Below are 21,560 nucleotides of genomic sequence, written 5' to 3'. Positions count from 1 at the left end.
GAGACACCATGAGCGAATCATTCGTCAAGGTCGAGGTCCGGGGCCGCGTCGGTCTGCTGACCCTGAACCGTCCTCAGGTCCTGAATGCCCTGAGCAACGAGGTCATCGATGAGCTGATGACCGCTGTGCGCGCTTTCGAGGCCAACGACGACATCGGCGCCATGGTGCTGACCGGCAGTCAGAAAGCCTTTGCCGCCGGGGCCGACATCGGCGCCATGTCCAGCTGGTCCTATATGGACGTCTATAAATCCGACTATCTGGGCGGCAACTGGGATGCGCTGCGCCGCACCCGCAAGCCCCTGATCGCGGCCGTGTCCGGCTACGCGCTGGGCGGCGGGTGCGAGCTGGCCATGGTGTGCGATTTCATCATCGCCGCCGAGAACGCCAGGTTCGGCCAGCCGGAAATCAACCTGGGCGTCATTCCCGGCTATGGCGGCACCCAGCGCCTGCCGCGCGCGGTCGGCAAGGCCAAGGCCATGGATCTGGTGCTGACGGGACGCATGATGGATGCCGCCGAGGCCGAGCGCGCGGGCCTGGTGTCCCGCGTCGTCCCGGTGGAACGCCTGCTGGATGAGGCCCTCGAAGCCGCGCAGGTGATCGCCTCGAAATCCCTGCCCGCCGTGATGATGGCCAAGGAATGTGTCAACCGCGCCTTCGAGGCCACCCTGGATGAATCGCTGCTGTTCGAGCGGCGCAATTTCCATGCGCTGTTCGCCACCGAAGACCAGAAAGAGGGCATGAGCGCGTTCGTCGAAAAGCGCAAGCCCGAGTTCAAGCATCGCTGAAACCCGCCGGAGCACAAGGCGGGCCGGCCGGCCATCCTGCGGATGGCCGAGGCCGGACTCGATGCCCTCAACCGTTCGCCCCTTACGGGTATACCGGAAAACCCTTATCTTCAAACGATACAGATTGTTTTGAAGGCCCGTGCCGGGTGACGGGGAATGCGATGGTTGAAACGCAACGGCCGCATGATTGTGATGACGTCCTGATACTTTCTTCGCGTGCATATCCAGATGCGCAGGCCTCCGACGAGGCCCGTCCGGCGCCGTCCGGGAGCCCGCGGAAAGCACGCGGTGGCTGGCCGCTGCTGGCGGAGATCGAGCGCTACCTGAGCAGAGAGACGCGCGAAGCCGTTGTCATTTCGCACGATGATCCGGGCGTGTCGTGATGAATATCCTGACCCTGACGGGTGTGCGCGGCGGCGGGGGCACCACGACGGTGACGGGGATGCTCGGGGATGCGCTGCACGGGCTGGATCAGCGGGTGTTGCTGGTGGACCTGAACGCATCGGATCTGCTGCGGCTGCATTTCGATGTGCCGCATCGGGACGGACATGGCTGGGTGGCTGCCGAATTTCCCGCTGACTGGCGTGAGCAGGCGTTCGACCTGGCGCCGGGCCTGGTGCTGGTCCCGTTCGGACGTACGGCCATCGAAGACGCCGGGATTTCGCACCTGTTGCATGGCGATGATTTCTGGGTGCGCGCCTTGCCCGGTCTGGCCCGGGATTTCGATTGGGTGCTGTTCGACTGCCCCGCCTATCCGAACCAGCAGACCCCTACCCTGAGATTCCACAGCACCCTGGACATCCTGGTCGCCCAGCCCGACATCGCTGCCCATGTGCTGCTGGCGCAGATTGGGTTCGAGGCCACCAGCCACCTGCTGGTCAATGGCTACGATCCCGCCTGGGCGCTGGAGCGCGATGTCATCCAGGACTGGCGGCAGCACTATGGGGCGCGGGTGCTGTCGCAGATCATCGTCCGCGATGAGCGTCTGCACGAGGCGCTGGCGTGCAAACAGCCTGTGACGCGGTTCCGGCCGGATACCGCCTCCAGCCAGGCCGCGCGGTCCGTTGCGCAGTGGTGCCTGTCAACGGCGGGCTAGGACCTGCGCATACGAATGGATCAAGGAGATCGCGTGGATTCGCGTGAACGGCCCTGGAGCCTCAGGACACGTCCGAGGTCATATCCGTTTCGTGCCATCCCAAGGTGGCGCCGCGTGATACCGCCGCATAGACCGCCGCGTTGCGGTTGTTGACGTCCAGGCGCTGATAGATCGCTTCGGCGTGGGTCTTGGCGGTCGCCACCGAGATATTCAGTTCCTGGCTGACTTTCTTCAGTGGAAAGCCTCTGGCCAGCAGGACCAGCACTTCGTATTGGCGATGTGTCAGGCGCAGCATGACGGCTTCCCGGGAGACGAGTTCGGGCGTCAGCGTCTGGTTGCCGGCCTGGAGCGCTGCCGGCATGCTTTTGACGTTTGGCTCGTTCAGCAGATTGTCGGGTTGGGAGGCCTCGTCGCCCGGCGACAGATTGGGCACATCCTGTTGGTCGTACCAGCGCCGCCTGGGCTGATTGGTGTGGCTGTTCACGTGTGGCACGTCGACCTGGCAGGCGTCGGGATGCGGAAAGCATTTGCCACCGGCCAGCACCAGCATGATCGAGGTTTTCAGTACATCCTGCGAGGCATGCTTGGAGATGTATCCGGCCAGCACGGAAGGCATGTTGAGCAGCGAATAGGGCAGGGTCTGGGCTTCCGACAGCAACAGCAGGCGCCGCAATGCGTAATTTTCCTGTGCCGCTGTCACCAGATCGGTCATCTGGTTGTAGGTGTCGGGCACCGACAGCAGCATCAGATCCGCCTCGATGCGTTTGGGGGCAGGGTGAAACAGCTGCGCGTAGTCCGTCCCCGTGCAGGTGAGGCCACAGTCGAGTGTTCTTACGAGGGTCAGGAGCCCCATGCGCAAGAGCGCATTGGGCTCTACTACTATGACAGTTGCCATCGTGATGCTTCCCCTGTGTCCAAGGCCGCATTCAGCGAGCAAAACTGATATCGGATAGGAACTTTATTTTTCAAACATTGACATTTTAGTCCAGGATGCAGCACAGGAGTCCTCATTTTGTCTTGCTGTTTCTTTTTTTCGATGATGTAACAAACCAGGGCGGATTATCGGTTCATTTGTAATACGTTGTCAGAAAAATTCGGGCCGTGGGAGAAATCCACCAGGCTGATCAGCCCCTCATCGGTATGGTGAATGACGACTGCCTGGCTGGTGCGCAAGATATGCAGCTGCCGAGGGCTGATGCTGAAGTGCTCAGCCAGGGTGCTGGGCAACGGATCACTCAACGGCTGGCGCCGGGTCAGGCCGCCGAAGCGCAGGGCGTTGTAACAGGCCCAGGCCGAGAGCAGTAAGCCGATGAGTGCCGAGACGAGGGCGTAGGCGACCAGGGTCTGCGCATTCGACAGCAGCCTGTCGGTGGCGCCGGGATTGGTCGCGGCGTGCGCCGTGCTCGCCAGGATCGAGCGCAGGCCCGGCAGACACAGAAAGGCAAAGGCTCCCCATGCCAGCGCGGTGAGCAAGTGGTCGAATGTGGAGGTGAGACGGGAGCGGGGGGTTTTGATGATCATCATGATGTGTGCGCCTTGATGCCGCGATCAGGACTTTCCCAGCGGGCCCGGACGCGATGGCGCCTGAGCATGACTTTGGGAAAGCCCCATAGCGTGGTGAGCAAGCCGATCATCCAGTAGGCCAGGGGATACCAGATCACCCAGTACAGGGAACGGAACAGGCCGCGTTCATAGCGGCGGTCGATGAAAAAGCTGACGCTGAATTGCAGCAGACAGACCGTGGCCAGCGCCATGCCCGTGAAAGAGGGCGGCATCAGGGTCTCGACGCGAAGATGACCGGGCAGATCGACGAACAGGCCGATCATCCAGAGCATCAGGGACAGGGTCAGGGCAAAGGCCCAGATGGCCGAGATGCCATATTCCAGGATCATGGGCCACAGGCGGCGGTAGCGCCAGGACAGGATGCCCGGGATGTTCTTCAGAAAGACTTCCGCGCCGCCCTGCGCCCAACGCAGCCGTTGTTTCCATAGACCGCGCAGCGTTTCCGGCATCAGAATCCAGCACAGTGCACGCGGTTCGAAGAAGATCGACCAATGGTCCCGCTGCAACTTCCAGCTGATGTCGATGTCTTCGGTCACCATGTCCAGGCTCCAGTAGTCGACCCGGTCCAGCGCGCTGCGACGGAACGCCGCCACCACGCCGGAGATGGTGAATATCTGACCGTAAACGCGCTGGGTGCGCTTGATCAGTCCGACAATGGATGAAAACTCGCCCACCTGGACCTGACCGATCAAGGTGGATCGGGTGCGCACCCGCGGATTGCCGGTGACCGCGCCGACCCTGGGATGCTCGATCATGGGCGCCACCAGATAGGCCGCGGCATCCTGGTCGAGCATGGCATCGCCGTCGATGCAGACCAGGTACTCGCCTCGGGCCGCCAGGGCGCCCATGCGCAATGCCATCGCCTTGCCCTGATTGCGGGCCAGGTGAATGACGCGCAGTTGCGCATGCGTCTCGGCCAGCCGGTCCAGCATCGCGCCCGTGTCGTCCGTGGAACCATCATCGATGGCAATGACCTCCACGCGCGGATAACGCTGCGCCAGGGCCGAGAGGATCGTTTCGGTGCCGTGCTCGGCCTCGTTGTGGCAGGGGATCAGGATGGAGATCTGTGGCTGGCCCCGCAACGACGGCGCAGGGACGTCCGGTCCCCAGGGCCAGCGTCGTTCCCAGTGCAGCCAGTAGTACAGCCCGCCGAAGATCCACAGGCCCGACATGAACAGGGGATAGAAAAAGATGAAGTCCAGGATCCGGTTGCCCGTCCACAGCAGCGCTGCGCCGAAAGGGGCGCCGACGACGAGGCACAGGATCAGAAATGCGAGCAGTCGGTCTGTCATCGCGCAATCTCCCTATCGGTGCGGATACCAGGCGTTCGATATCGCGGGCCGGATGGTTTCCAGCACGGGCTGGTTCTGTATGAAATCGTCCGGGTAGTAGCCGAAATGCCGGACGCCCGCGCGTTGCAGGCGCAGCATCCAGCCGGCCAGGGTCTGACTGTTCACGGGCGGATGGCCCGGCAGGCTCCAGTCGCGTGCCTGGAGTTCGAACATGGTGCGATCCAGTGCGCCGGGCCGCTGCTTGATCGCCTCGACCAGCTTGTCGATCCAGGCATCGGACTGCGCAGCGGGGACCCGTTCCATCAGCGGCATGGTCATGGGCACGGTCCAGTCATAGGCTTGCAGGAAATCGTCCGGGTTCTGGGCGAACCAGGTTTCGCTGACCGGGTTCAGGATCGGTTCGGCATAAAGGTTGCGGGCCGTTTGCACCTGGGGCCCGCGAATGGCGCGGACGCGTTGCGTCAGTTCGAGGGTGAAATCGACCAGCGCGCGACTTTTGAATCGCGTCCATCGTTGCAGTGTGTCCTTGTCCGCCCGCAGGGCCGGGATCGAGTCCGGCAGGCCGGCCTGGCGATAGGCGGCGAGGGCGGCCGGACTGGCGTCCTCGAAGTCGCTCAGCAGCGCATCGTCATGGAACAGGATGCCGTCGATGGGCGCTGCACGCGCCATGTCCTCGTACAGGTCGGCGATGGCGGCGCGGGCCTTGGAGTCGAACAGAGAAAGCCGCTGATACTGCGCTGGATCCGGGCCGGGGTCGGCCTGCGGGTGATCCGGATCCCAGCGAACGACACGGGTGATGTCGGCAGGCAGCGCGTAGCTCAGGACCGGCATCCAGGCGTAGACCTTCACGTGAGCCCGATTGCGCAATTGCCAGACGGTTCGATTGAACAGGTCGGCGCGCATGGGCAATTGGCGGTTCGGGAAATAGACCGATCGCGCCAGACCGTCGCCCGTGGGGTCGGCATAGGCTTGCAGGAACACGGTTTCGATCTGCAGGTCGGCGATTCGTTGCACCAGGGCGCCCAGATTCTTGTCCGTCTGTTCCGGGTCCGGATCGTAGATATAGTCCAGGTCGACTTGCGCGACCCGGAAATCATTGCCGCGGGATTCGACACCCAGCACGGAGCGGGCGAATTCGCGCATGTTGGGCGAGTTCGTCAGCAGCAGGCGGGGCATGGAATAGGGCGCGTCCACGGAGGCCAGCCCCGCGTCGAGGGTCAGGGCCATCCGGTACCCGCGCTTGCGGATGACATCCAGCGCCGCGCCGCTGGCCGCGCCATAGGGCCAGACCCAGACCCGGGGCGCCTTGCCGGTCGTCCGGCGGATTTTCTGCGTGATGCGCCTGGCGTCGTCGTCGATACGCCGGCGGTAGGCGGCATCGGTTTCATAGGCACGCGTGTCGGGATCGTAACGGTACGTCGCGGCGGCCGGCTCTTTATTGCCCTGGGGATTGGCGAGAATGCCCTGGTGCAACGCGTCGGAGTGCGCGGCGATCTCGACCAGGCCGGAGCGGGCCATTTGCCGGACGTCTTCCCAGGTGGCGAAGCGATCGCGAGGAATCTCCAGGTTGCCGAACCGGACGGGTTGTCCCGGCGGCGTGTCGATCCAGCTTCCCACGGGCGCCCAGACGGCCGGCCAGCCCATGGCCTTCAGAATCGGGAAGACCCGGGTGCGGAAGCTGCGATATCCATCGTCGAAACACAGCAGCACGGCCTTGGGCGGCAGCGGTTTGCCCCCCTGGCCTGCTGCCAGGATCTGATCGACGGACACTGCCTGGTAGCCATTGGCGCGCAGCCATTGGAGCTGGGCGGCGAACTGCCCGGTGCGCACCGTCAGGAAACGCTGATCGGGATCGTCGTCGGCGATGTCGTGGTAGGCCAGCGCCAGTACGCGGTTGGCGGGCCAGGGCTGATCGACGCTGGCGACGGGACGTTCGGCGGGCGGTGTGAACTGCGGGATGTCGCGCGCGCAGCCGGTGAGCAGCACCAGGCAGCACGCCAGAAAGAAAAGATTCGGATGAAAGGCGAAGAGTCGTCGCATGGCGCACTCCTGGATCAGAACCGGTACGTCATGTCGACGAAGACGTTGAAACTGCGCTCGCGTTCGCCGTCGTAAGGGCGCGAGGTACCCGTGGCCAGGACGCCGATGTCGAATGTGCGGCCCAGCCGGTAGCGCTGCCCATAACCGATGGAATAGATCCCGTCCGTGCCGTATCCGCGTTGATGGTAGGTGCCGGCTGCCAGCAGGAATTGCTGTTCCCACCGCGTCTCGTTTCGCTGATACAGCGTGTGTGTCATCTGCAGTGTCGGCAGAATCGTCACATCCGATTTGGGATTGAAGTACGGGGCATCGTCGGCCGTGTTGTGGGAGGTCGCCAGATCCAGCAGCGCGTCGATCTGGAATCGGGGCGTGGTGTAAAGGCGCTGGCGGCCGGTCAGGCTGGCCTCTATGCGGTTGTTGCCGTCGGAAAAGAAGGAAGGCGTCACGGTCAGTACCCACTCCCGCCGTTCGTCGCCGCGCCAGCGGATGGACGCGTTCATGCGGTTGGCCGTGATGTTGTGCTTCAGCGCCCGCAGCGGCGCATCGCGCGTCAGCCGCGCGCCGCCGACGCCGATCTGCCAGTGATCATCCAGGTCCACGAAGAGGGAGAATGCGCCTCCCGCCCGGGTGCCGTGGCCGTAGCGGTTCCCCGTGGCCTCGATCTGCGCCGTCAGATCCCGGCTGCGCCATTCGACACCGGCGCGCGCCCAGGTGTAATAGCCATGCCCTTCCTCGAACTTCGCCTGCGCATGGCCGACGCCGGCGAAGGTGCGCCAGTTCTCGCCGATCGGCGGCGAATACAGGACGGTGTCGATGCTCAAGTCGTGACTGCCCAGCGGCCCCCCGGTGGAGGTGCCGCCGCCGGAGGTGGTGCGCCATTCGGCTTTTTCGTGCGCAACCCATTCGCGGTGCATGCGCTGCACGCCCTGGTCTTCGGGCATCCGGGTCATCAGGTCGTCGTGCAGCAGCCTGGCTTGCTTCCATTCCTGCAAGGCGATGGCGGTTTCGGCCTGGCCGACTTCGACCTTGGTGGCCCTGGGCGCCTGGGTTTCCGCGATTTTCAGGTCGAGTTCCGACTGGCGCGGCAGCTCTCGTATCCGGTAGGCCTGTGCCCGTGCGACGCGCAGGTTGGTGTTGTTGGGCGCTTCATTGACCATATGGTCCAGGATGGACTGGGCCTGCCATGTATCGCCCTGATACAGCAGGCCGAGGGGACGGGCCAGTTCGGCGTCCAGCCTCTGAGGGTTCGGGTAGCGGTCGGGATTGCCTTTGTAGTAGAGCCAGGTGGGCGATGCGGCGAGCAAGCGGTCCAGCCTGGCATTGGCCGCGTCGGCGTGATTCGACTCGAACTGCGCATAGTACAGACCGATCTCGTCGGAGGTTCTGTCCTCGGTGTCCTGGCCTGCGGCGGCGGAATTCAGCGATTTCTCGAACAGAGGCACTGCGGTGTCCGGGTGGTTCAGCGTCAGGTAGGCGGAGGCCGCGTCGCGCAGCGCGTAGTCGGGCACGGGGGTGCCGTCCGCGAGCATGGCCGCATAGCCGGCCTCGATGTCTTGCATCCGGTCGCGCGCGCGCAGGGCTTGCAGGCGGTCCGCTTCGGCGCGTCGCGTGACATCGTGGGCCTCCGGCCCCAGGGCCTGCCATTGCGGGATCAACTGGTCATACAGGTTCAGCGCCTGGTCTGCCAGGATGTAGCGGTCGGCTTCACCTCGGGAGTCGAAAGAGGCCGCCCGGGTCAGCTGGGCCGCGACGTCGGCCTGCAAGGTGCGGATCAGGGCGGGTTCGGCCACGCCGGGGTGCGCTTGCGCGATGCGCAGGGCATCCTGAGGCAGCCGCGCCTGGCGCAAGGCCAGGATGTAGGTGTGCGCCACGCGAGGCGCCTGAGGCGATCGTTCATAGGCGCCGGAGGCCTGTTCCAGCGCGGCGTAGGGCTGTCCGGCCCAGCCCGAGATGATGACGTAGTCTTCCAGCGCGCGGCGGTCGTCCGGCGCCTGCCGCAGACGCTGTCTGAGCATGCTCAGGGCGGGCTGGTAGTCTCCTGTGCGCGCCTGACGTATCAGGGTGTCGTAATCCTGTGTCTGAGCGCAGAATGCTGCGTCAGAAAATATTAATGCGGCACAAACTGTAAGTGCGGAAGGAAACAGAGGGGCGGACCGTGCGGGCTTCATGATCGAAGGGGGTCAGGGATTGCGCGGGCACGCGAAGGTATAAGTGCCTGCCGGGTGGCCGTTGGCAAACAGGATCAGCTCGATCCTGCATTGGTCCTGAGAACCGACTGAAAGAGAGAATCGTGTCAGGGCGGTCGGCCGGTCCGCCTGCATGGGCACCGTGCCGCTTTGCTTGATGGAGGAAGAGCCGCTGCGTCCTTGCCTGACGGCGCTGAGTTGATAACGCACGGTCCCGTTCTCGGGGCTGCGCACATAAGGAACGATCACGCTGGGCCGGGTGCCGGGCACAGTGTCCAGCCAGACTTGCAGTCCCGTATCCATTGCCATCATGATCCTCTCCTGTTGCGTGGGCGCCGGGCGCTGGTCCGGGCCGGCCGATGGCGCTGCCGTCCGGAGGCGGCACGCCATCGGCGTCGGGGCTGTTACCAGCCCTTCTGGGTAATGGTGCTGACGTTGAAAGCGCCCTGCTGCACCGCAGTGGCGCTCAGGTGCGAGCCCACCTGCGAGACCTCGGACGAGTTGTTCAGGCCCACCTGGTAGACATCGGCCGATTGCGCGTGGCCGAACCTCTGCGAGATGGTGCTGACATTGAAGGCGCCTTCCTGCACCACGGAGGCATCCGCGTTTGCGTACCGCTGCTTGATTTCGGACGAGTTGTTCAGACCCGCCTGGTAGACATCGGCCGAGCCGGAGACATGCTCTTGCGAGACATCGCTCACATTGAACAAGCCTTTCTGGACGACGTCGGCCGACGCATTGCTGTTGTACGTTTGTGTGATGGCCGAGTCGTTGTTCAAGCCTTGCTGGTAGACGTCCGCCGAACTGCCGGCGAATGCTGCGGCGCCGGTGAAGGCCAGGGCAAGACCGGATGCCAGTGCGCAAAGTTGGGTTTTCATGGTAAATCTCCTCTTGAGTCAACAAGACCTGGTTGGGAAATACGTCACCCGGCGGTCTCGAACCGGGATTCGCAAAACATGAATGGCTTATCGGATCACCGTCAGCTTCCTGTGGTCGCCGAATTGCAGGACGGGGGCGGAAGAGCCCGGCGTGGTTTGTTGCACCTGGACCTGGTTCCAGTTGCCGAACTGGCCCACGAGCGAACTGGCGTTATTGGTCAGTTGCTGAATATCGGCCAGATTGCCCGTGCCCGCCTGAATGGCGATGGCCATGTCGTTATTGCCGGCCTGGGTGATATCGACCTGATTGCCGGTGCCGTACTGGCTGGCGGCCGCCTGGTTGTTGGAGCCGGTCTGTGAGATCTCGGCGACGTTGCGGGTGCCGCGTTGGTAGATCAAAGCGGATGAGCCCGTCCCCTGCTGCTGGCTGATCCGGCTCGTGTTCGTGGCACCCTCCTGGACGGATCTGGCCTGCGTCGTCCCTGCGCCGAGTTCGGCGGGGGGAAGTTCAGCCAGGCCGGTCAGGTCGGCGCTGGCGCTGTATCCGGTCAGCGGGGCGGCAACCAGCAGGGCGGAAACGCACAGGGTCAGCCGATGCCGGACGGGTCGGGATGCGAAGAGGAGTGTAGGTTCAAGCATGGTGGTGATCTCCTGAGTCTCTGGGCCGGCGCGGGTGCGCGGCTACAGGGCGGCCGGCCTGCTGCCATCCTTGTCCGGTCCGGTGTCGTCGGACGCTTCCACGGGGCGCGGCGTCGTGGTGAGTGTGTAGTCCTTCTCGGCGTCCAGGTAGCGTTGGATCAGGGGGCTGTTCCAGTCGTCGGGGTTTTTCAGCCGCCACTGGTTGTTCTTGATGCCCTGGACGGTGAGATGGGCGACGGCGGCGTCGATGGCTTCCTTGACGGCCAGTTGCGCCGGCTCGTTGCGGGTGTAGCCGCCTTCGATTTCCAGCAGGTCGTAGTAGTTGACGAAGCGGAAATAGCTGGGATGGATTTCGTACGAAAAGATGGTCTTGGTCGTTGAGATGCTGTTCAGGATGGCGCCGCTGCTGACGTTCACCGCGCGCAGGTTGATGGTGACCTGGTCGACGCTGTATTTCGTGGACGCGCCGATGCCCAGGAACCGCGCGCCCAGCCCGCCGGTCCGGGTGTTGCTTTCATAGGCGATGATCCCGCCTTCCATGATGACGGCGGCTGGCAGCAGGTTGGGGACCGCGTCCTTTTGTCCGCCGTTTCTCGGGTTCTCCACCGCGCGCAACACCCGGCGCTCGGTCAGCAGGGACTGCAGGCCCTCGCGTTCCACCGGGATATACCAGCCCGAATCCTTGAGCGCCTTCATCAGCATCGAGGCCGCGCCCTGGGTCACCGCCGTGGAAAACGAACTGTCCGGAGACGGCTTGTACTGACCGGTCTGATCGCGAAAACCGTAGACGGCCACCACGATCTTTTGTTTGGGTGGCGGCAGCTGCATCAGATCGATCGTCGAGGGCGTGGCCGGCGTCAGTTGCGCTTCGTTCGAGACCTCTGCCGGTTTTTGCAGGGCGCAGGCCGTCAGCGAGAGAGCGGCCAGCGCAACCAGATAAAGACGGGGACGCTCGGGGCGCCAGGGAAGGGCGCAGGCGCTCATTGCAGGACTCCGCTATCGATGCTCGACGCGCTCGAGGCCGAGGCGCTGGGGCTGCCGGTGGCGCTGGTCGTGGACGCCGTGCTCGGCGTGTCGGCCGATACGGTGTTCGGATCGAAGGCAATCCACTGGCCCTTGGCCGGGTCATAGATGTAGGCTTTGTTGCCGACCTGGATGATGGGGTAGTTGCCCCCGTTCAGGATCTTGAAGTCGGTGTCCTCGTTCAGGCCCAGATCATCGATGGGGTATGGGTAGCTTTTCTGTGCCTGAGCGCTTTGCAGCATGTACGAGCCATTGAGCGGGTTGCCGCCAAAGACCGGGTTGACGGGGATGTACACCAGCTGCCCCGCAGGGACGGGACTGGACATGAGCAACCCCGCGGCGGCCAGTGACGCACACAGGCAGTGCTTGCGCAGGTGATTTGTGACGATGTGCGAGCGCATTTACATCTCCTCCGGGGCCAGGTCCGCGTCCTGCACGAACCTGCGCTGTATGTTGATGGTCTGAATTCCGTCGTGGACAATGGCGACGGCGTTCTTGCTTTCCTCTCGTGCGCGGGATCGGGCGGGTGACAGAAAAGTGTGAAAGACGGTCTGTCCGAGATAGCTGATCCAGATCTCGCTGCCGAACTGGGCGGTGGGCCGTTCGATGACGGTGATCGTGTCCTGGGCGTCGGGGTACAACGCTTGCCAGATTTCCGCAAAGCTCTTATAAAAATCCCACCCCAGTACCGTCATGGTCCGGTTGATGACCAGACCCCGCAGGGGGTCGTTGTCGATCTTCCCCTGATCCAGGTTCTGTGGCGGCTCCTTCTCGGGTTCCTGGGCGACTGCCACCGGCCCCGCGAGGGCGGCGATGATCAGGCCAAGCCGTAAACCCATGAACAACATGACGACTCCTTTGTGCTGCGCAATGTTTTTGCTGGAAGTGTCGAACTGTGATGCCGTTTAAAGAATGTTAATTTGGGGTACCATGTCCGCCTATAGGACGTAGGTGCTACGCCGTTTCATCGATGAAGGCTGGATACATATCGGAAAAATGGTGTAGGCCATTGGGTGGGCCGGGTCCGTCGCCGCGCACGCCGCTGAACTACGCTAAAATGGTGCGCCCTGAGCAGGGGGAATTTGAATATTTCCTGAAAGGGACGTTATAATTTGTGAGTTTGACCGTCGCTGTTCATGCGGTTGGACGGCACCGATAGGGCGGGCCGTCAATGCATCGACAGCGGGTTGCAGGCGACAGGCGTTATGGATGCTCGAACCATCTGCGATCCGGATGGCGATGCGGCGGATTCAGCCGCACCCCTGGTGTTGTCCGAACAGGATCGCGCACGGATCGCCCGTCGCTCACGGATCGGTCTGTTCCGGGCGCTGGCAGCGCAGGCATTCACGGGAATGCTGGTGGTGCTGGGAGCCTGGGGGATTGCTGGGAAGGACGCCGGGTTGTCCGCTCTGATCGGGGCGGCAGCCTATTTTGTACCCAATGCGCTGTTCGCCATGCGGCTGTTGCTGGGGTACTTCGGGCCAAAACGCCCGGGATCACTCGCCTTTTTCTGGGGCGAGTTCCTCAAGCTGCTGGCTGCGGCGGGGGTGGTGGTCCTGGTGGCGTGGCAGTGGGGGGGCTGGCTGAACTGGCTGGCTTTTCTGTTGGGGCTGCTCGGCGTCATGAAGGGGTACGTGGTATTGCTGGCCTTGCGCCGTCTGCCATGATTTGAATACGAAAAAGGGTTTCCGATGACCGACGCTGTAACGACGCCTCAGTCCGAATATATTCAGCACCACCTGGTCCACCTGAACAATCTCGGACACAAACAGGACATCATCGCCAACTTCAACGTCGTCAATTACGACTCGCTGTTCTGGTCGATCCTGATGGGCGTCATCGTCATCTTTTTCCTCTGGCGCGCCGCCAAACGGGCGACCACCGACGTGCCGGGCCGTTTCCAGATGGCCATCGAGATGCTTGTGGGCATGGTCCACGAAGAAGCCAAAGGCATCATCCCCAACGAAAACACGCGTAAATTCGCCGCGCCGCTGGCGCTGACCGTGTTCCTCTGGATCACGCTGATGAACGCGCTGGATCTGATCCCCGTCGATCTGGCCGGCTGGATCTTCCGCGCCACCGGCCTGGGTGCCGATCACTCCGATCCGCTCTACTATCACCGCATCCTGCCGACGGCCGACCTGAACATTCCGCTCGGCATGTCGCTTGGCGTGCTGGTGCTGATGCTCTATTACGGGATCAAGATCAAGCATCCCGGCGGCTTCGTCAAAGAACTCTTCACCGCACCCTTCCATGCGCACGGTGTCGCCGCGCTGATCCTGGCGCCCTTCAATTTCCTGCTGAACCTGATCGAATATGCGGCCAAGTGCGTGTCGCTGGGCATGCGGTTGTTCGGCAATATGTATGCGGGCGAGCTGCTGTTCATGCTGATCGCCTTGCTGGGTGGTGCCTGGACGGGGATGAATGCGACCAGTATCAGTCTTGCGTTCGGGCACGTGCTCGCCGGTTCGGCATGGGCGATCTTCCATATCCTGATCGTGCTGCTGCAGGCGTTCATCTTCATGATGCTGACCCTGGTGTATATCGGGCAGGCGCACGAAGGCCACTAAAAATTCGCCCGGGAGGTTTCCCGGGCGGGCTCGCGGGGCTTGCCCTGGTTTCTGGTTTTTTGATTTTTTTGATTAAACAACGTTTACTTACCAAGGAGTTGTTATGACCAACGTTGCGTTCGTTGCTCTCGCTTGCGGTCTGATCATCGGTCTGGGCGCCATCGGTGCCTGCATCGGCATCGGCATGATGGGTGGCAAATACCTCGAAGCCTCCGCTCGCCAGCCCGAACTGATGAACACCCTGCAGACCAAGATGTTCCTGCTGGTCGGCCTGATCGACGCGGCCTTCCTGATCGGTGTGGGTCTGGCCATGCTGTTCGCGTTCGCCAACCCCTTCGTGGGCTGATGACGGCGCAGGCCTGCGCGTGTTTGCGACAGGCCAGGGGTTCGTCGGCGGCCTGCGGGCCGTGGACGGCCGGATTAGGTGCCTTGCGGAATCGCCGCAGGGCACGAACGGGTAAATTAGGAAAACGACCGTGAATTTAAACGCGACTCTCCTTTTCCAGATGATCGTGTTTTTCGTTCTGGGTTGGTTTACGATGAAATTCATCTGGCCGCCCTTGACGAAGGCAATGGATGATCGTCGTCAGAAAATCGCCGACGGTCTGGCCGCCGCCGAAAAGGGCAAGGCCGATCTGGCCCAGGCTCAGGCCCGCGTCAGTCTGATGGAGGCTGCCTCCAAGACTGAAAACCATGCGCGTCTGGCCGAAGCCGAAAAGCAGGCTTCCGCGCTGATCGACGAAGCCCGGCGCGAAGCCGAAGCCGAAAAGGCCCGGATCGTGGCGCAGGCCCGTCAGGACGCGGCCCAGGAAGTCCAGCGTGCGCGTGAAACCCTGCGTGCCGAAGTGGCTGTACTGGCTGTCAAGGGCGCCGAACAAATTCTGCGCCGCGAGGTCGATGCCAAGGCGCACGCCGAGCTGCTCGACCAGCTTCAGGCGCAACTCTGAACCAGGGCGAGTCATGGCTGAACTGTCTACTATCGCACGACCCTACGCCGAGGCCCTGTTCGAATCCGTGCGCGGCGACGCGCGCGGGCTTGAGTTCTGGTCGGACGTGATGTCGTTGCTGGCCCAGGTGTCCGGCATGCCCGACGTGCTCGAGGCCATGGCCGATCCGCGCCTGTCCGATGCGCAGCGTACCGATCTGTTGAAGGGCCTGGTTCCCCAGGATCTCCCGACACAGGCGGCCAATCTCGTCGCCACGGTGGTCGAGAACGGCCGCGTTCAGGCGCTGCCCCAGATCGCCGAGCAATTCGAACTGCTGCGCAATCGGCTCGAAGGCACCGCGCTGGCGCGCATCACCAGCGCGTATCCGCTCGATGACGCTCAGGTGGCCAGTCTGTTGCAAGGGCTGGAGCGCAAGTTCGGCCTCAAGCTCAAGTCTCGGGTGACGGTCGACCCGGAACTGATCGGCGGGGTGCGCGTCGCCGTCGGCGATCACGTGCTCGACACTTCCGTGCAGGCCAGGCTGGCCGGTCTGCGCGATACGCTGGCCGCATGATGGCGGGCCATACAACAGGATTCCAGGAGTCTTACCATGCAACTTAACCCGTCCGAGATCAGCGAACTGCTGAAGAGCCGCATCGAAGGCCTGGGTGCGTCCACCGATGTCCGCACGCAGGGCACGGTCGTGTCCGTCACCGACGGCATCACACGCATCCATGGTCTGTCCGACGTGATGCAGGGCGAAATGCTCGAATTCCCCAACAACAAGTTCGGCCTGGCCCTGAACCTGGAACGTGATTCCGTGGGCGCCGTGGTGCTGGGCGACTACGTCGGTGTGTCCGAAGGCGACGCCGTCAAGACCACCGGCCGCATTCTGGCCGTGCCGGTCGGCCCCGAACTGCGCGGCCGCGTCGTCGATGCGCTGGGCAACCCGATCGACGGCAAGGGCCCGATCAATGCCAAGGAAACCGACGTGATCGAAAAGGTCGCGCCGGGCGTGATCGCGCGTCAGTCCGTGTCGCAGCCGCTGCAGACCGGCCAGAAGGCCATCGACTCCATGGTGCCCATCGGCCGCGGACAGCGCGAGCTGATCATCGGCGACCGCCAGACCGGCAAGACCGCCGTGGCCGTCGACACCATCATCAACCAGAAAGGCAAGGGCGTCACCTGCGTGTACGTCGCCATCGGCCAGAAGGCTTCCACCATCAACAACGTGGTGCGCAAGCTCGAAGAGCACGGCGCGATGGAATACACCATCGTCGTGGCCGCCGCCGCGTCCGACTCCGCCGCCATGCAGTATCTGGCCGCCTATTCGGGCTGCACCATGGGTGAATACTTCCGCGATCGCGGCGAAGACGCCCTGATCGTGTACGACGATCTGACCAAGCAGGCCTGGGCCTACCGTCAGGTGTCCCTGCTGCTACGTCGCCCGCCCGGCCGCGAAGCCTACCCCGGCGACGTGTTCTACCTGCACTCCCGCCTGCTGGAGCGCGCGGCCCGCGTGAACCCCGAATATGTCGAGAAGTTCACCCAGAGCGCCGTCAAGGGCAAGACCGGCTCGCTGACCGCGCTGCCGATCATCGAGACGCAGGCCGGCGACGTGTCCGCCTTCGTGCCGACCAACGTGATTTCCATCACCGACGGTCAGATCTTCCTCGAAACCGACCTGTTCAATGCCGGTATCCGGCCCGCCATCAACGCTGGTATCTCGGTGTCGCGCGTGGGGGGGTCGGCCCAGACCAAGGTCGTCAAGAAGCTCTCGGGCGGTATCCGGACCGACTTGGCCCAGTACCGCGAGCTGGCCGCCTTCGCGCAGTTCGCCTCCGACCTGGACGATGCCACCCGTCGCCAGCTGGAACGCGGCAAGCGCGTGGTCGAGCTGCTCAAGCAGCCTCAGTACCAGCCGCAGCAGGTCTGGGAACTGGCCGTGTCCCTGTACGCCGTGAACAACGGTTATCTGGATGACCTCGAGGTCATCCAGGTTCTGGCGTTCGAAAAGGCCCTGAAGGACTACCTGAAGACCAAGCACGAGGCCCTGATCCAGCGCATCGAAGACGTGAAGGAACTTTCCAAGGACGACGACGCCGCTCTGGGCGCCGCCATCCAGGAATTCAAGAAGCACGGCACGTTTTAAGTAGCGGCCGGGACACGCCCGCGTGTCCCGGCAGCCCTGACAGGATAGTGGAATGGCCGGAATCAAGGAAATTCGAACCAAGATCAAGAGCGTGCAAAACACGCGCAAGATCACCAAGGCGATGGAAATGGTCGCCGCGTCCAAGATGCGCAAGGCGCAGGAGCGGATGCGGATGGGCCGTCCCTACGCCACCAAGGTGCGCGCCATCGCGGCCCACCTGATGCAGGCGAACCCGGATTACACCCACCCCTACATGGTGGAACGCCAGAAGCTGTCATCCGTGGGCATCGTGTTGGTCACCACCGACAAGGGCCTGTGCGGCGGCCTGAATACCAACATCTCGCGGCTGGTGCTTGCGCGGATCAAGGAATTCGAGCAGCAGGGCGTACGTGTTCAGGCGACGGCGCTGGGCTCCAAGGGCCTGGGCCTGCTGAACCGTGTCGGTGTCGATGTCGTGTCCTCGGAAGTCCAGCTGGGCGACGCGCCCAATCTGGAACGCCTGATCGGCGCCATCAAGGTCCAGCTCGACAACTTCATCGACGGCAAGGTGGATGCGGTCTATCTGGCGACCAGCCGCTTCGTCAACACGATGAAGCAGGACCCCAGCTTCATTCGCCTGCTGCCGCTGCCTTCGGGCCTGGAAGACCACTTCCAGACGGGCGCGCAGGACGAAGAAGCCCTGGCGAGCCAGTACGGCTGGGACTATCTGTACGAGCCTGACTCCCAGACCGTGATCGACGAGCTGCTGCTGCGCTACGTCGAAGGCCTGGTCTATCAGGCGGTAGCGGAAAACATGGCCAGTGAGCAGTCTGCACGGATGGTCGCCATGAAGGCCGCGTCCGACAACGCCAAGAAAGTCATCGGTGACCTCCAACTGGTCTACAACAAGACCCGTCAGGCGGCCATCACCAAGGAAATTTCGGAAATCGTGGGCGGCGCTGCCGCGGTCTGATCAGCGCAAGCACCGGCAACCCAGAGATACTTATAGGACTAAACATGAGCAACGGTACCATCGTTCAGTGCATCGGCGCCGTGGTGGACATTCAGTTCCCCCGCGACGGCATCCCCAACATCTTCGACGCGCTCACCTTGACCGACGAGTCCTCCGCATTCGCGGAAAAGGGCCTGACGTTCGAGGTCCAGCAGCAACTGGGCGATGGTGTCGTGCGGACCATTGCCATGGGCTCGTCCGACGGCCTGCGTCGCGGCATGTCCGTGACCGGTACCGGCGCGCCGATCTCGGTGCCCGTGGGTACCGGCACCCTCGGCCGCATCATGGACGTGCTGGGCCGCCCGATCGACGAGCGTGGCGACATCCAGTCCGACGAAAAGCGCGCCATTCACCAGGCCGCCCCCAAATTCGACGAGCTGTCGCCTTCGGTCGAACTGCTCGAAACCGGCATCAAGGTGATCGACCTGGTGTGCCCCTTTGCCAAGGGCGGCAAGGTCGGCCTGTTCGGCGGCGCCGGCGTGGGCAAGACCGTGAACATGCTCGAACTGATCAACAATATCGCCAAGGCCCACAGCGGTCTGTCGGTGTTTGCCGGCGTGGGTGAACGGACCCGTGAAGGCAACGACTTCTACCACGAAATGTCCGATGCCGGCGTCATCAAGCTCGACAACCTGGTGGAATCCAAGGTGGCCATGGTCTTCGGCCAGATGAACGAGCCCCCGGGCAACCGTCTGCGCGTGGCGCTGTCGGGTCTGACGATGGCCGAAAAATTCCGCGACGAAGGCCGTGACGTGCTGTTCTTCGTGGACAATATCTACCGTTACACCCTGGCCGGTACTGAAGTGTCCGCCCTGCTGGGCCGGATGCCGTCCGCCGTGGGTTATCAGCCGACGCTGGCCGAGGAAATGGGCAAGCTGCAGGAACGGATCACGTCCACCAAGACCGGTTCCATCACGTCCATCCAGGCCGTGTACGTGCCGGCCGATGACTTGACCGACCCGTCGCCCGCCACCACCTTCCTGCACCTGGACTCCACCGTGGTGCTGTCGCGTGACATCGCCGCCCTGGGGATCTACCCGGCCGTGGACCCGCTGGATTCGACCAGCCGCCAGCTCGATCCGCAGATCGTCGGCGAGGAACACTACAATGTCGCCCGTGCCGTTCAGCAGACGCTGCAGCGTTACAAGGAACTGCGCGACATCATCGCCATTCTGGGCATGGACGAACTGTCGCCGGAAGACAAGCAGGCCGTGGCTCGCGCCCGCAAGATCCAGCGCTTCCTGTCGCAGCCCTTCCACGTCGCCGAGGTCTTCACCGGCTCGCCCGGCAAGTACGTGCCGCTGGCCGAGACCCTGCGTGGCTTCAAGATGATCGTCGAGGGCGAGTGCGATGCGCTGCCCGAGCAGGCCTTCTACATGGTGGGCGGCATCGACGAGGCCTTCGAAAAGGCCAAAACCCTCCAATAAGGATTGCACATGGCGACTCTTCACATCGAAGTGGTCAGCGCGGAGGCCTCGATCTATTCCGGAGAGGCGGCCTTCGTCGCCCTGCCGGGCGAATCGGGTGATCTCGGGATTCTGCCGGGACACACGCCGCTGATCTCGCGCGTGCGCCCGGGCACGCTGAAAATCCGGGGCGAAGACGGCACCGAAGAACATATCTTCGTGGCCGGCGGCATCCTGGAAGTCCAGCCGAATTCCGTGACCGTGCTGTCCGATACGGCCATTCGCGCCGCCGACCTGGACGAAGCCAAGGCCGTCGCCGCGCGCGAGCGCGCCGAGGAAGCCCTGCGCAACACCAAGGACAAGGCCGATCTGGCCGTGGTGGAGGCGGAACTGGCCATGCTGGCAGCCCAGGCCGCCGCTGCGCGGAAATTCAGCTCGAAACGGACTTCGCACTGATCGGCTGGTTTTCAGCAGGCCGTGATGAAAAGGGGCGCTCTTCGGAGCGCCCCTTTTGCGTCATGTGCAGCCCCTCCTGCGCCGCCTGGGGGGCGGGCTGATCGCGCGGCGTAATACCTTTCGGTTATAACAGCTAGTCCGCCTGAGGGGCTTAATCTTCTGCCGTGAGCTACCCATAATGGGACCAGCCAAAATTCCGGCTTCACGAAAGAGGAGACACTATGTACACCACCCGATCAGTATCTGTGCCGTCGCTATTGCGGTGCGTCGCTGCCACTGCCGCATGCGTTTTGGGGGCAGCCAGCGTCAGTGCTGCGCCCCTGACGGTGACGCTGCTGGGCACCGGCACCCCCGCCCCCAATCCCAATCGCTTCGGGCAATCCATTCTGGTACAGGCTGCGGATCAGAACCTGCTGTTTGACTTGGGGCGTGGGGTGACCATCCGTCTGAATCAGATCGGTATTCCGTTTCGCAAGGTTGATGCCAGCTTCATCACCCATATGCATTCCGACCATATCAACGGATTGGCGGACTTGTGGATGACGGGTTGGGTGCCGACAGGCTACGGCTCGCGCACGACACCGATGGTGGTCTATGGACCCAAGGGGACGGTGTCCATGACAGAACACCTGAGCAAGGCCTATGCGGAAAACACCCGGATTCGCCATGCTGACGAGAAGGTTCCCCTGAGTGGGATCGAATTCGATGCGCATGATATCGATGCCGGCCCGGCAGATGCCTATCAGCCAACGCTGGTGTACGAAAAAAGCGGCGTGCGCGTCCTGGCGTTCAATTCCCATCATGGCGATCTGATCGAGCCGAACTTTGGTTACATCGTCGAATTCGATGGTAAGAAATTTGTGCTCAGCGGCGACACGACTTACGACGAGCGGGTTGCTCGCGCTGCCGAGGGCTCTGATGTTCTGGTGCATGAAGTCGCGTATTTCGATCCAGCTTTGTTCAAGAATTATCCGAATTATCGCGAGATCCAGGCTCACCACACGACGCCCCAGGATGCGGGCCGGATCTTCAGCAGGGCCAAGCCAAAGCTGGCTGTTTATTCCCACATCATCGTGCGCTTGGCAGGGAAATCGTTGGATAACTCCACGGATATCCTCGTCGAGGGCACTCGGGAAACTTACGATGGTCCGCTGGCCATGGGCAAGGACCTGATGCGCTTCGTGATCGACCAGGGCAAAGTCACCGTGATCGATGATGCCCGGGCGGCTGCCAAGGCAGTCAAGGAAGGCTGATTCTTTGCGCCTGTTTTGGCACTGTTCCGAAAGCCCAATCAGCTGTGAGGGTCGTCGTTGCGACGAGTCAGTGGCTGGAGTCCCATGCATCCGGAAATCCCATCGCTTTTCGTGGGATATCCGGATGCTCGAACATGAGTTCCCTCAACCGATGCTGCCAGCGAGTGCGGGGGGAAATGATCGCTATCAGGTACTGGCCAATGACGATGGCCGCATAAACACGACCCGTATTTGGGATGTCGAGGACGAGCATGTTTGTCCTGCGAGAGGGTATCTGGGGGCGCATCGACCAGAAAGGCTCTGC

At 62.9% G+C, this 21,560-nt stretch carries 24 protein-coding genes; 12 read left to right on the top strand and 12 right to left on the bottom strand.

Going from position 1 to position 21,560, the window contains the following annotated elements; genetic code table 11:
• Window positions 1-8: 8 nt before the first annotated feature.
• Together ACK5JE_RS01430 and bcsQ are read left to right on the top strand one after the other, a co-directional pair.
• Window positions 9-785 carry an enoyl-CoA hydratase gene (locus ACK5JE_RS01430; RefSeq protein ID WP_416799935.1) on the top strand — a complete coding sequence of 259 codons (777 nt, stop codon included), beginning with the start codon at window positions 9-11 and terminating at the stop codon, window positions 783-785.
• Between the two features lie 382 nt (window positions 786-1,167).
• Entirely contained in the window at window positions 1,168-1,881 is a 714-nt protein-coding gene (bcsQ, locus tag ACK5JE_RS01425; protein WP_416799934.1) for a cellulose biosynthesis protein BcsQ, read from the top strand.
• A 61-nt stretch (window positions 1,882-1,942) separates the two neighbouring features.
• Here the strand turns inward: bcsQ and ACK5JE_RS01420 are convergent, their stop codons facing one another.
• From ACK5JE_RS01420 to ACK5JE_RS01370, 11 genes are all read right to left on the bottom strand, one after another.
• The gene (locus ACK5JE_RS01420; RefSeq protein WP_416799933.1) at window positions 1,943-2,776 is read right to left on the bottom strand and encodes a response regulator transcription factor; all 834 of its coding nucleotides are present in this window, start codon (window positions 2,774-2,776) and stop codon (window positions 1,943-1,945) included.
• Window positions 2,777-2,940: 164 nt separating this feature from the next.
• On the bottom strand, window positions 2,941-3,405 hold the full coding sequence (pgaD, locus tag ACK5JE_RS01415; RefSeq protein WP_416799932.1) for a poly-beta-1,6-N-acetyl-D-glucosamine biosynthesis protein PgaD: 465 nt from the start codon (window positions 3,403-3,405) through the stop codon (window positions 2,941-2,943).
• Window positions 3,402-4,736: a poly-beta-1,6-N-acetyl-D-glucosamine synthase gene (gene pgaC / locus ACK5JE_RS01410; RefSeq protein WP_416799931.1), complete on the bottom strand. Its 1,335-nt coding sequence runs from the start codon at window positions 4,734-4,736 to the stop codon at window positions 3,402-3,404. The genes pgaD and pgaC overlap by 4 nt, the downstream gene beginning before the upstream one ends.
• Before the next feature lie 12 nt (window positions 4,737-4,748).
• Window positions 4,749-6,776, bottom strand: a complete 2,028-nt coding sequence (pgaB, locus tag ACK5JE_RS01405; protein WP_416799930.1) for a poly-beta-1,6-N-acetyl-D-glucosamine N-deacetylase PgaB — start codon at window positions 6,774-6,776, stop codon at window positions 4,749-4,751.
• A 14-nt stretch (window positions 6,777-6,790) separates the two neighbouring features.
• A complete protein-coding gene (pgaA, locus tag ACK5JE_RS01400) occupies window positions 6,791-8,791 on the bottom strand; it encodes a poly-beta-1,6 N-acetyl-D-glucosamine export porin PgaA (protein WP_416799929.1) in 2,001 nt (666 codons plus the stop codon).
• A gap of 165 nt (window positions 8,792-8,956) precedes the next feature.
• A complete protein-coding gene (csgH, locus tag ACK5JE_RS01395; protein WP_416799928.1) occupies window positions 8,957-9,274 on the bottom strand; it encodes a curli-like amyloid fiber formation chaperone CsgH in 318 nt (105 codons plus the stop codon).
• A 92-nt stretch (window positions 9,275-9,366) separates the two neighbouring features.
• Window positions 9,367-9,840 carry a hypothetical protein gene (locus tag ACK5JE_RS01390; RefSeq protein ID WP_416799927.1) on the bottom strand — a complete coding sequence of 158 codons (474 nt, stop codon included), beginning with the start codon at window positions 9,838-9,840 and terminating at the stop codon, window positions 9,367-9,369.
• Window positions 9,841-9,927: 87 nt separating this feature from the next.
• A complete protein-coding gene (locus ACK5JE_RS01385; protein WP_416799926.1) occupies window positions 9,928-10,479 on the bottom strand; it encodes a hypothetical protein in 552 nt (183 codons plus the stop codon).
• 42 nt (window positions 10,480-10,521) lie between these two features.
• Window positions 10,522-11,463 (bottom strand): CsgG/HfaB family protein, encoded by a 942-nt coding sequence (locus ACK5JE_RS01380; protein WP_416799925.1) that lies wholly within the window; start codon window positions 11,461-11,463, stop codon window positions 10,522-10,524.
• Entirely contained in the window at window positions 11,460-11,903 is a 444-nt protein-coding gene (locus ACK5JE_RS01375; RefSeq protein WP_416799924.1) for a curli assembly protein CsgF, read from the bottom strand. Before ACK5JE_RS01375 ends, ACK5JE_RS01380 begins: the two co-directional genes overlap by 4 nt.
• Window positions 11,904-12,350, bottom strand: a complete 447-nt coding sequence (locus ACK5JE_RS01370) for a curli production assembly/transport protein CsgE (RefSeq protein WP_416799923.1) — start codon at window positions 12,348-12,350, stop codon at window positions 11,904-11,906.
• Window positions 12,351-12,707: 357 nt separating this feature from the next.
• Between ACK5JE_RS01370 and ACK5JE_RS01365 the strand changes: the two genes are divergently transcribed.
• From ACK5JE_RS01365 to ACK5JE_RS01320, 10 genes are all read left to right on the top strand, one after another.
• The gene (locus ACK5JE_RS01365) at window positions 12,708-13,169 is read left to right on the top strand and encodes an ATP synthase subunit I (protein WP_416799922.1); all 462 of its coding nucleotides are present in this window, start codon (window positions 12,708-12,710) and stop codon (window positions 13,167-13,169) included.
• 24 nt (window positions 13,170-13,193) lie between these two features.
• A complete protein-coding gene (atpB, locus tag ACK5JE_RS01360) occupies window positions 13,194-14,072 on the top strand; it encodes a F0F1 ATP synthase subunit A (protein WP_416799921.1) in 879 nt (292 codons plus the stop codon).
• A gap of 103 nt (window positions 14,073-14,175) precedes the next feature.
• Window positions 14,176-14,418, top strand: a complete 243-nt coding sequence (gene atpE / locus ACK5JE_RS01355) for a F0F1 ATP synthase subunit C (RefSeq protein WP_043684944.1) — start codon at window positions 14,176-14,178, stop codon at window positions 14,416-14,418.
• Window positions 14,419-14,548: 130 nt separating this feature from the next.
• Window positions 14,549-15,019: a F0F1 ATP synthase subunit B gene (locus ACK5JE_RS01350; protein ID WP_416799920.1), complete on the top strand. Its 471-nt coding sequence runs from the start codon at window positions 14,549-14,551 to the stop codon at window positions 15,017-15,019.
• A gap of 13 nt (window positions 15,020-15,032) precedes the next feature.
• Window positions 15,033-15,572 (top strand): F0F1 ATP synthase subunit delta, encoded by a 540-nt coding sequence (locus ACK5JE_RS01345; RefSeq protein WP_416799919.1) that lies wholly within the window; start codon window positions 15,033-15,035, stop codon window positions 15,570-15,572.
• Window positions 15,573-15,608: 36 nt separating this feature from the next.
• Window positions 15,609-17,150, top strand: coding sequence for a F0F1 ATP synthase subunit alpha (atpA, locus tag ACK5JE_RS01340; protein WP_416799918.1), 1,542 nt, complete (start codon window positions 15,609-15,611; stop codon window positions 17,148-17,150).
• 52 nt (window positions 17,151-17,202) lie between these two features.
• Complete coding sequence (gene atpG / locus ACK5JE_RS01335) at window positions 17,203-18,102, top strand: F0F1 ATP synthase subunit gamma (protein WP_416799917.1); 900 nt, start codon at window positions 17,203-17,205, stop codon at window positions 18,100-18,102.
• A gap of 44 nt (window positions 18,103-18,146) precedes the next feature.
• Window positions 18,147-19,568, top strand: a complete 1,422-nt coding sequence (atpD, locus tag ACK5JE_RS01330; RefSeq protein ID WP_416799916.1) for a F0F1 ATP synthase subunit beta — start codon at window positions 18,147-18,149, stop codon at window positions 19,566-19,568.
• A gap of 9 nt (window positions 19,569-19,577) precedes the next feature.
• Window positions 19,578-20,003 (top strand): F0F1 ATP synthase subunit epsilon, encoded by a 426-nt coding sequence (locus ACK5JE_RS01325; protein ID WP_416799915.1) that lies wholly within the window; start codon window positions 19,578-19,580, stop codon window positions 20,001-20,003.
• A gap of 221 nt (window positions 20,004-20,224) precedes the next feature.
• Window positions 20,225-21,256: an MBL fold metallo-hydrolase gene (locus tag ACK5JE_RS01320; protein WP_416799914.1), complete on the top strand. Its 1,032-nt coding sequence runs from the start codon at window positions 20,225-20,227 to the stop codon at window positions 21,254-21,256.
• A gap of 67 nt (window positions 21,257-21,323) precedes the next feature.
• On the opposite strand, the gene ACK5JE_RS01315 is transcribed toward ACK5JE_RS01320, so the two are convergent.
• On the bottom strand, window positions 21,324-21,560 hold a 237-nt coding region (locus tag ACK5JE_RS01315), incomplete at its 5' end, for a hypothetical protein (protein WP_416799913.1).

The organism is Castellaniella sp. (assembly GCF_047971665.1).
In the GTDB taxonomy this organism is placed as follows: domain Bacteria; phylum Pseudomonadota; class Gammaproteobacteria; order Burkholderiales; family Burkholderiaceae_B; genus Castellaniella.
Note: the sequence above shows the minus strand (reverse complement) of the source record. Positions and strands in the feature narration are given on the sequence as shown.

What these genes read in the sequence shown, in the direction of transcription:
- ACK5JE_RS01430 (WP_416799935.1), top strand. Translation starts at nt 9, where the DNA reads ATGAGCGAATCATTCGTCAAGGTCGAGGTCCGGGGCCGCGTCGGTCTG.
- bcsQ (WP_416799934.1), top strand. Translation starts at nt 1,168, where the DNA reads ATGAATATCCTGACCCTGACGGGTGTGCGCGGCGGCGGGGGCACCACG.
- ACK5JE_RS01420 (WP_416799933.1), bottom strand. Translation starts at nt 2,776, where the DNA reads ATGGCAACTGTCATAGTAGTAGAGCCCAATGCGCTCTTGCGCATGGGG.
- pgaD (WP_416799932.1), bottom strand. Translation starts at nt 3,405, where the DNA reads ATGATGATCATCAAAACCCCCCGCTCCCGTCTCACCTCCACATTCGAC.
- pgaC (WP_416799931.1), bottom strand. Translation starts at nt 4,736, where the DNA reads ATGACAGACCGACTGCTCGCATTTCTGATCCTGTGCCTCGTCGTCGGC.
- pgaB (WP_416799930.1), bottom strand. Translation starts at nt 6,776, where the DNA reads ATGCGACGACTCTTCGCCTTTCATCCGAATCTTTTCTTTCTGGCGTGC.
- pgaA (WP_416799929.1), bottom strand. Translation starts at nt 8,791, where the DNA reads ATGCTCAGACAGCGTCTGCGGCAGGCGCCGGACGACCGCCGCGCGCTG.
- csgH (WP_416799928.1), bottom strand. Translation starts at nt 9,274, where the DNA reads ATGATGGCAATGGATACGGGACTGCAAGTCTGGCTGGACACTGTGCCC.
- ACK5JE_RS01390 (WP_416799927.1), bottom strand. Translation starts at nt 9,840, where the DNA reads ATGAAAACCCAACTTTGCGCACTGGCATCCGGTCTTGCCCTGGCCTTC.
- ACK5JE_RS01385 (WP_416799926.1), bottom strand. Translation starts at nt 10,479, where the DNA reads ATGCTTGAACCTACACTCCTCTTCGCATCCCGACCCGTCCGGCATCGG.
- ACK5JE_RS01380 (WP_416799925.1), bottom strand. Translation starts at nt 11,463, where the DNA reads ATGAGCGCCTGCGCCCTTCCCTGGCGCCCCGAGCGTCCCCGTCTTTAT.
- ACK5JE_RS01375 (WP_416799924.1), bottom strand. Translation starts at nt 11,903, where the DNA reads ATGCGCTCGCACATCGTCACAAATCACCTGCGCAAGCACTGCCTGTGT.
- ACK5JE_RS01370 (WP_416799923.1), bottom strand. Translation starts at nt 12,350, where the DNA reads ATGTTGTTCATGGGTTTACGGCTTGGCCTGATCATCGCCGCCCTCGCG.
- ACK5JE_RS01365 (WP_416799922.1), top strand. Translation starts at nt 12,708, where the DNA reads ATGGATGCTCGAACCATCTGCGATCCGGATGGCGATGCGGCGGATTCA.
- atpB (WP_416799921.1), top strand. Translation starts at nt 13,194, where the DNA reads ATGACCGACGCTGTAACGACGCCTCAGTCCGAATATATTCAGCACCAC.
- atpE (WP_043684944.1), top strand. Translation starts at nt 14,176, where the DNA reads ATGACCAACGTTGCGTTCGTTGCTCTCGCTTGCGGTCTGATCATCGGT.
- ACK5JE_RS01345 (WP_416799919.1), top strand. Translation starts at nt 15,033, where the DNA reads ATGGCTGAACTGTCTACTATCGCACGACCCTACGCCGAGGCCCTGTTC.
- atpA (WP_416799918.1), top strand. Translation starts at nt 15,609, where the DNA reads ATGCAACTTAACCCGTCCGAGATCAGCGAACTGCTGAAGAGCCGCATC.
- atpG (WP_416799917.1), top strand. Translation starts at nt 17,203, where the DNA reads ATGGCCGGAATCAAGGAAATTCGAACCAAGATCAAGAGCGTGCAAAAC.
- atpD (WP_416799916.1), top strand. Translation starts at nt 18,147, where the DNA reads ATGAGCAACGGTACCATCGTTCAGTGCATCGGCGCCGTGGTGGACATT.
- ACK5JE_RS01325 (WP_416799915.1), top strand. Translation starts at nt 19,578, where the DNA reads ATGGCGACTCTTCACATCGAAGTGGTCAGCGCGGAGGCCTCGATCTAT.
- ACK5JE_RS01320 (WP_416799914.1), top strand. Translation starts at nt 20,225, where the DNA reads ATGTACACCACCCGATCAGTATCTGTGCCGTCGCTATTGCGGTGCGTC.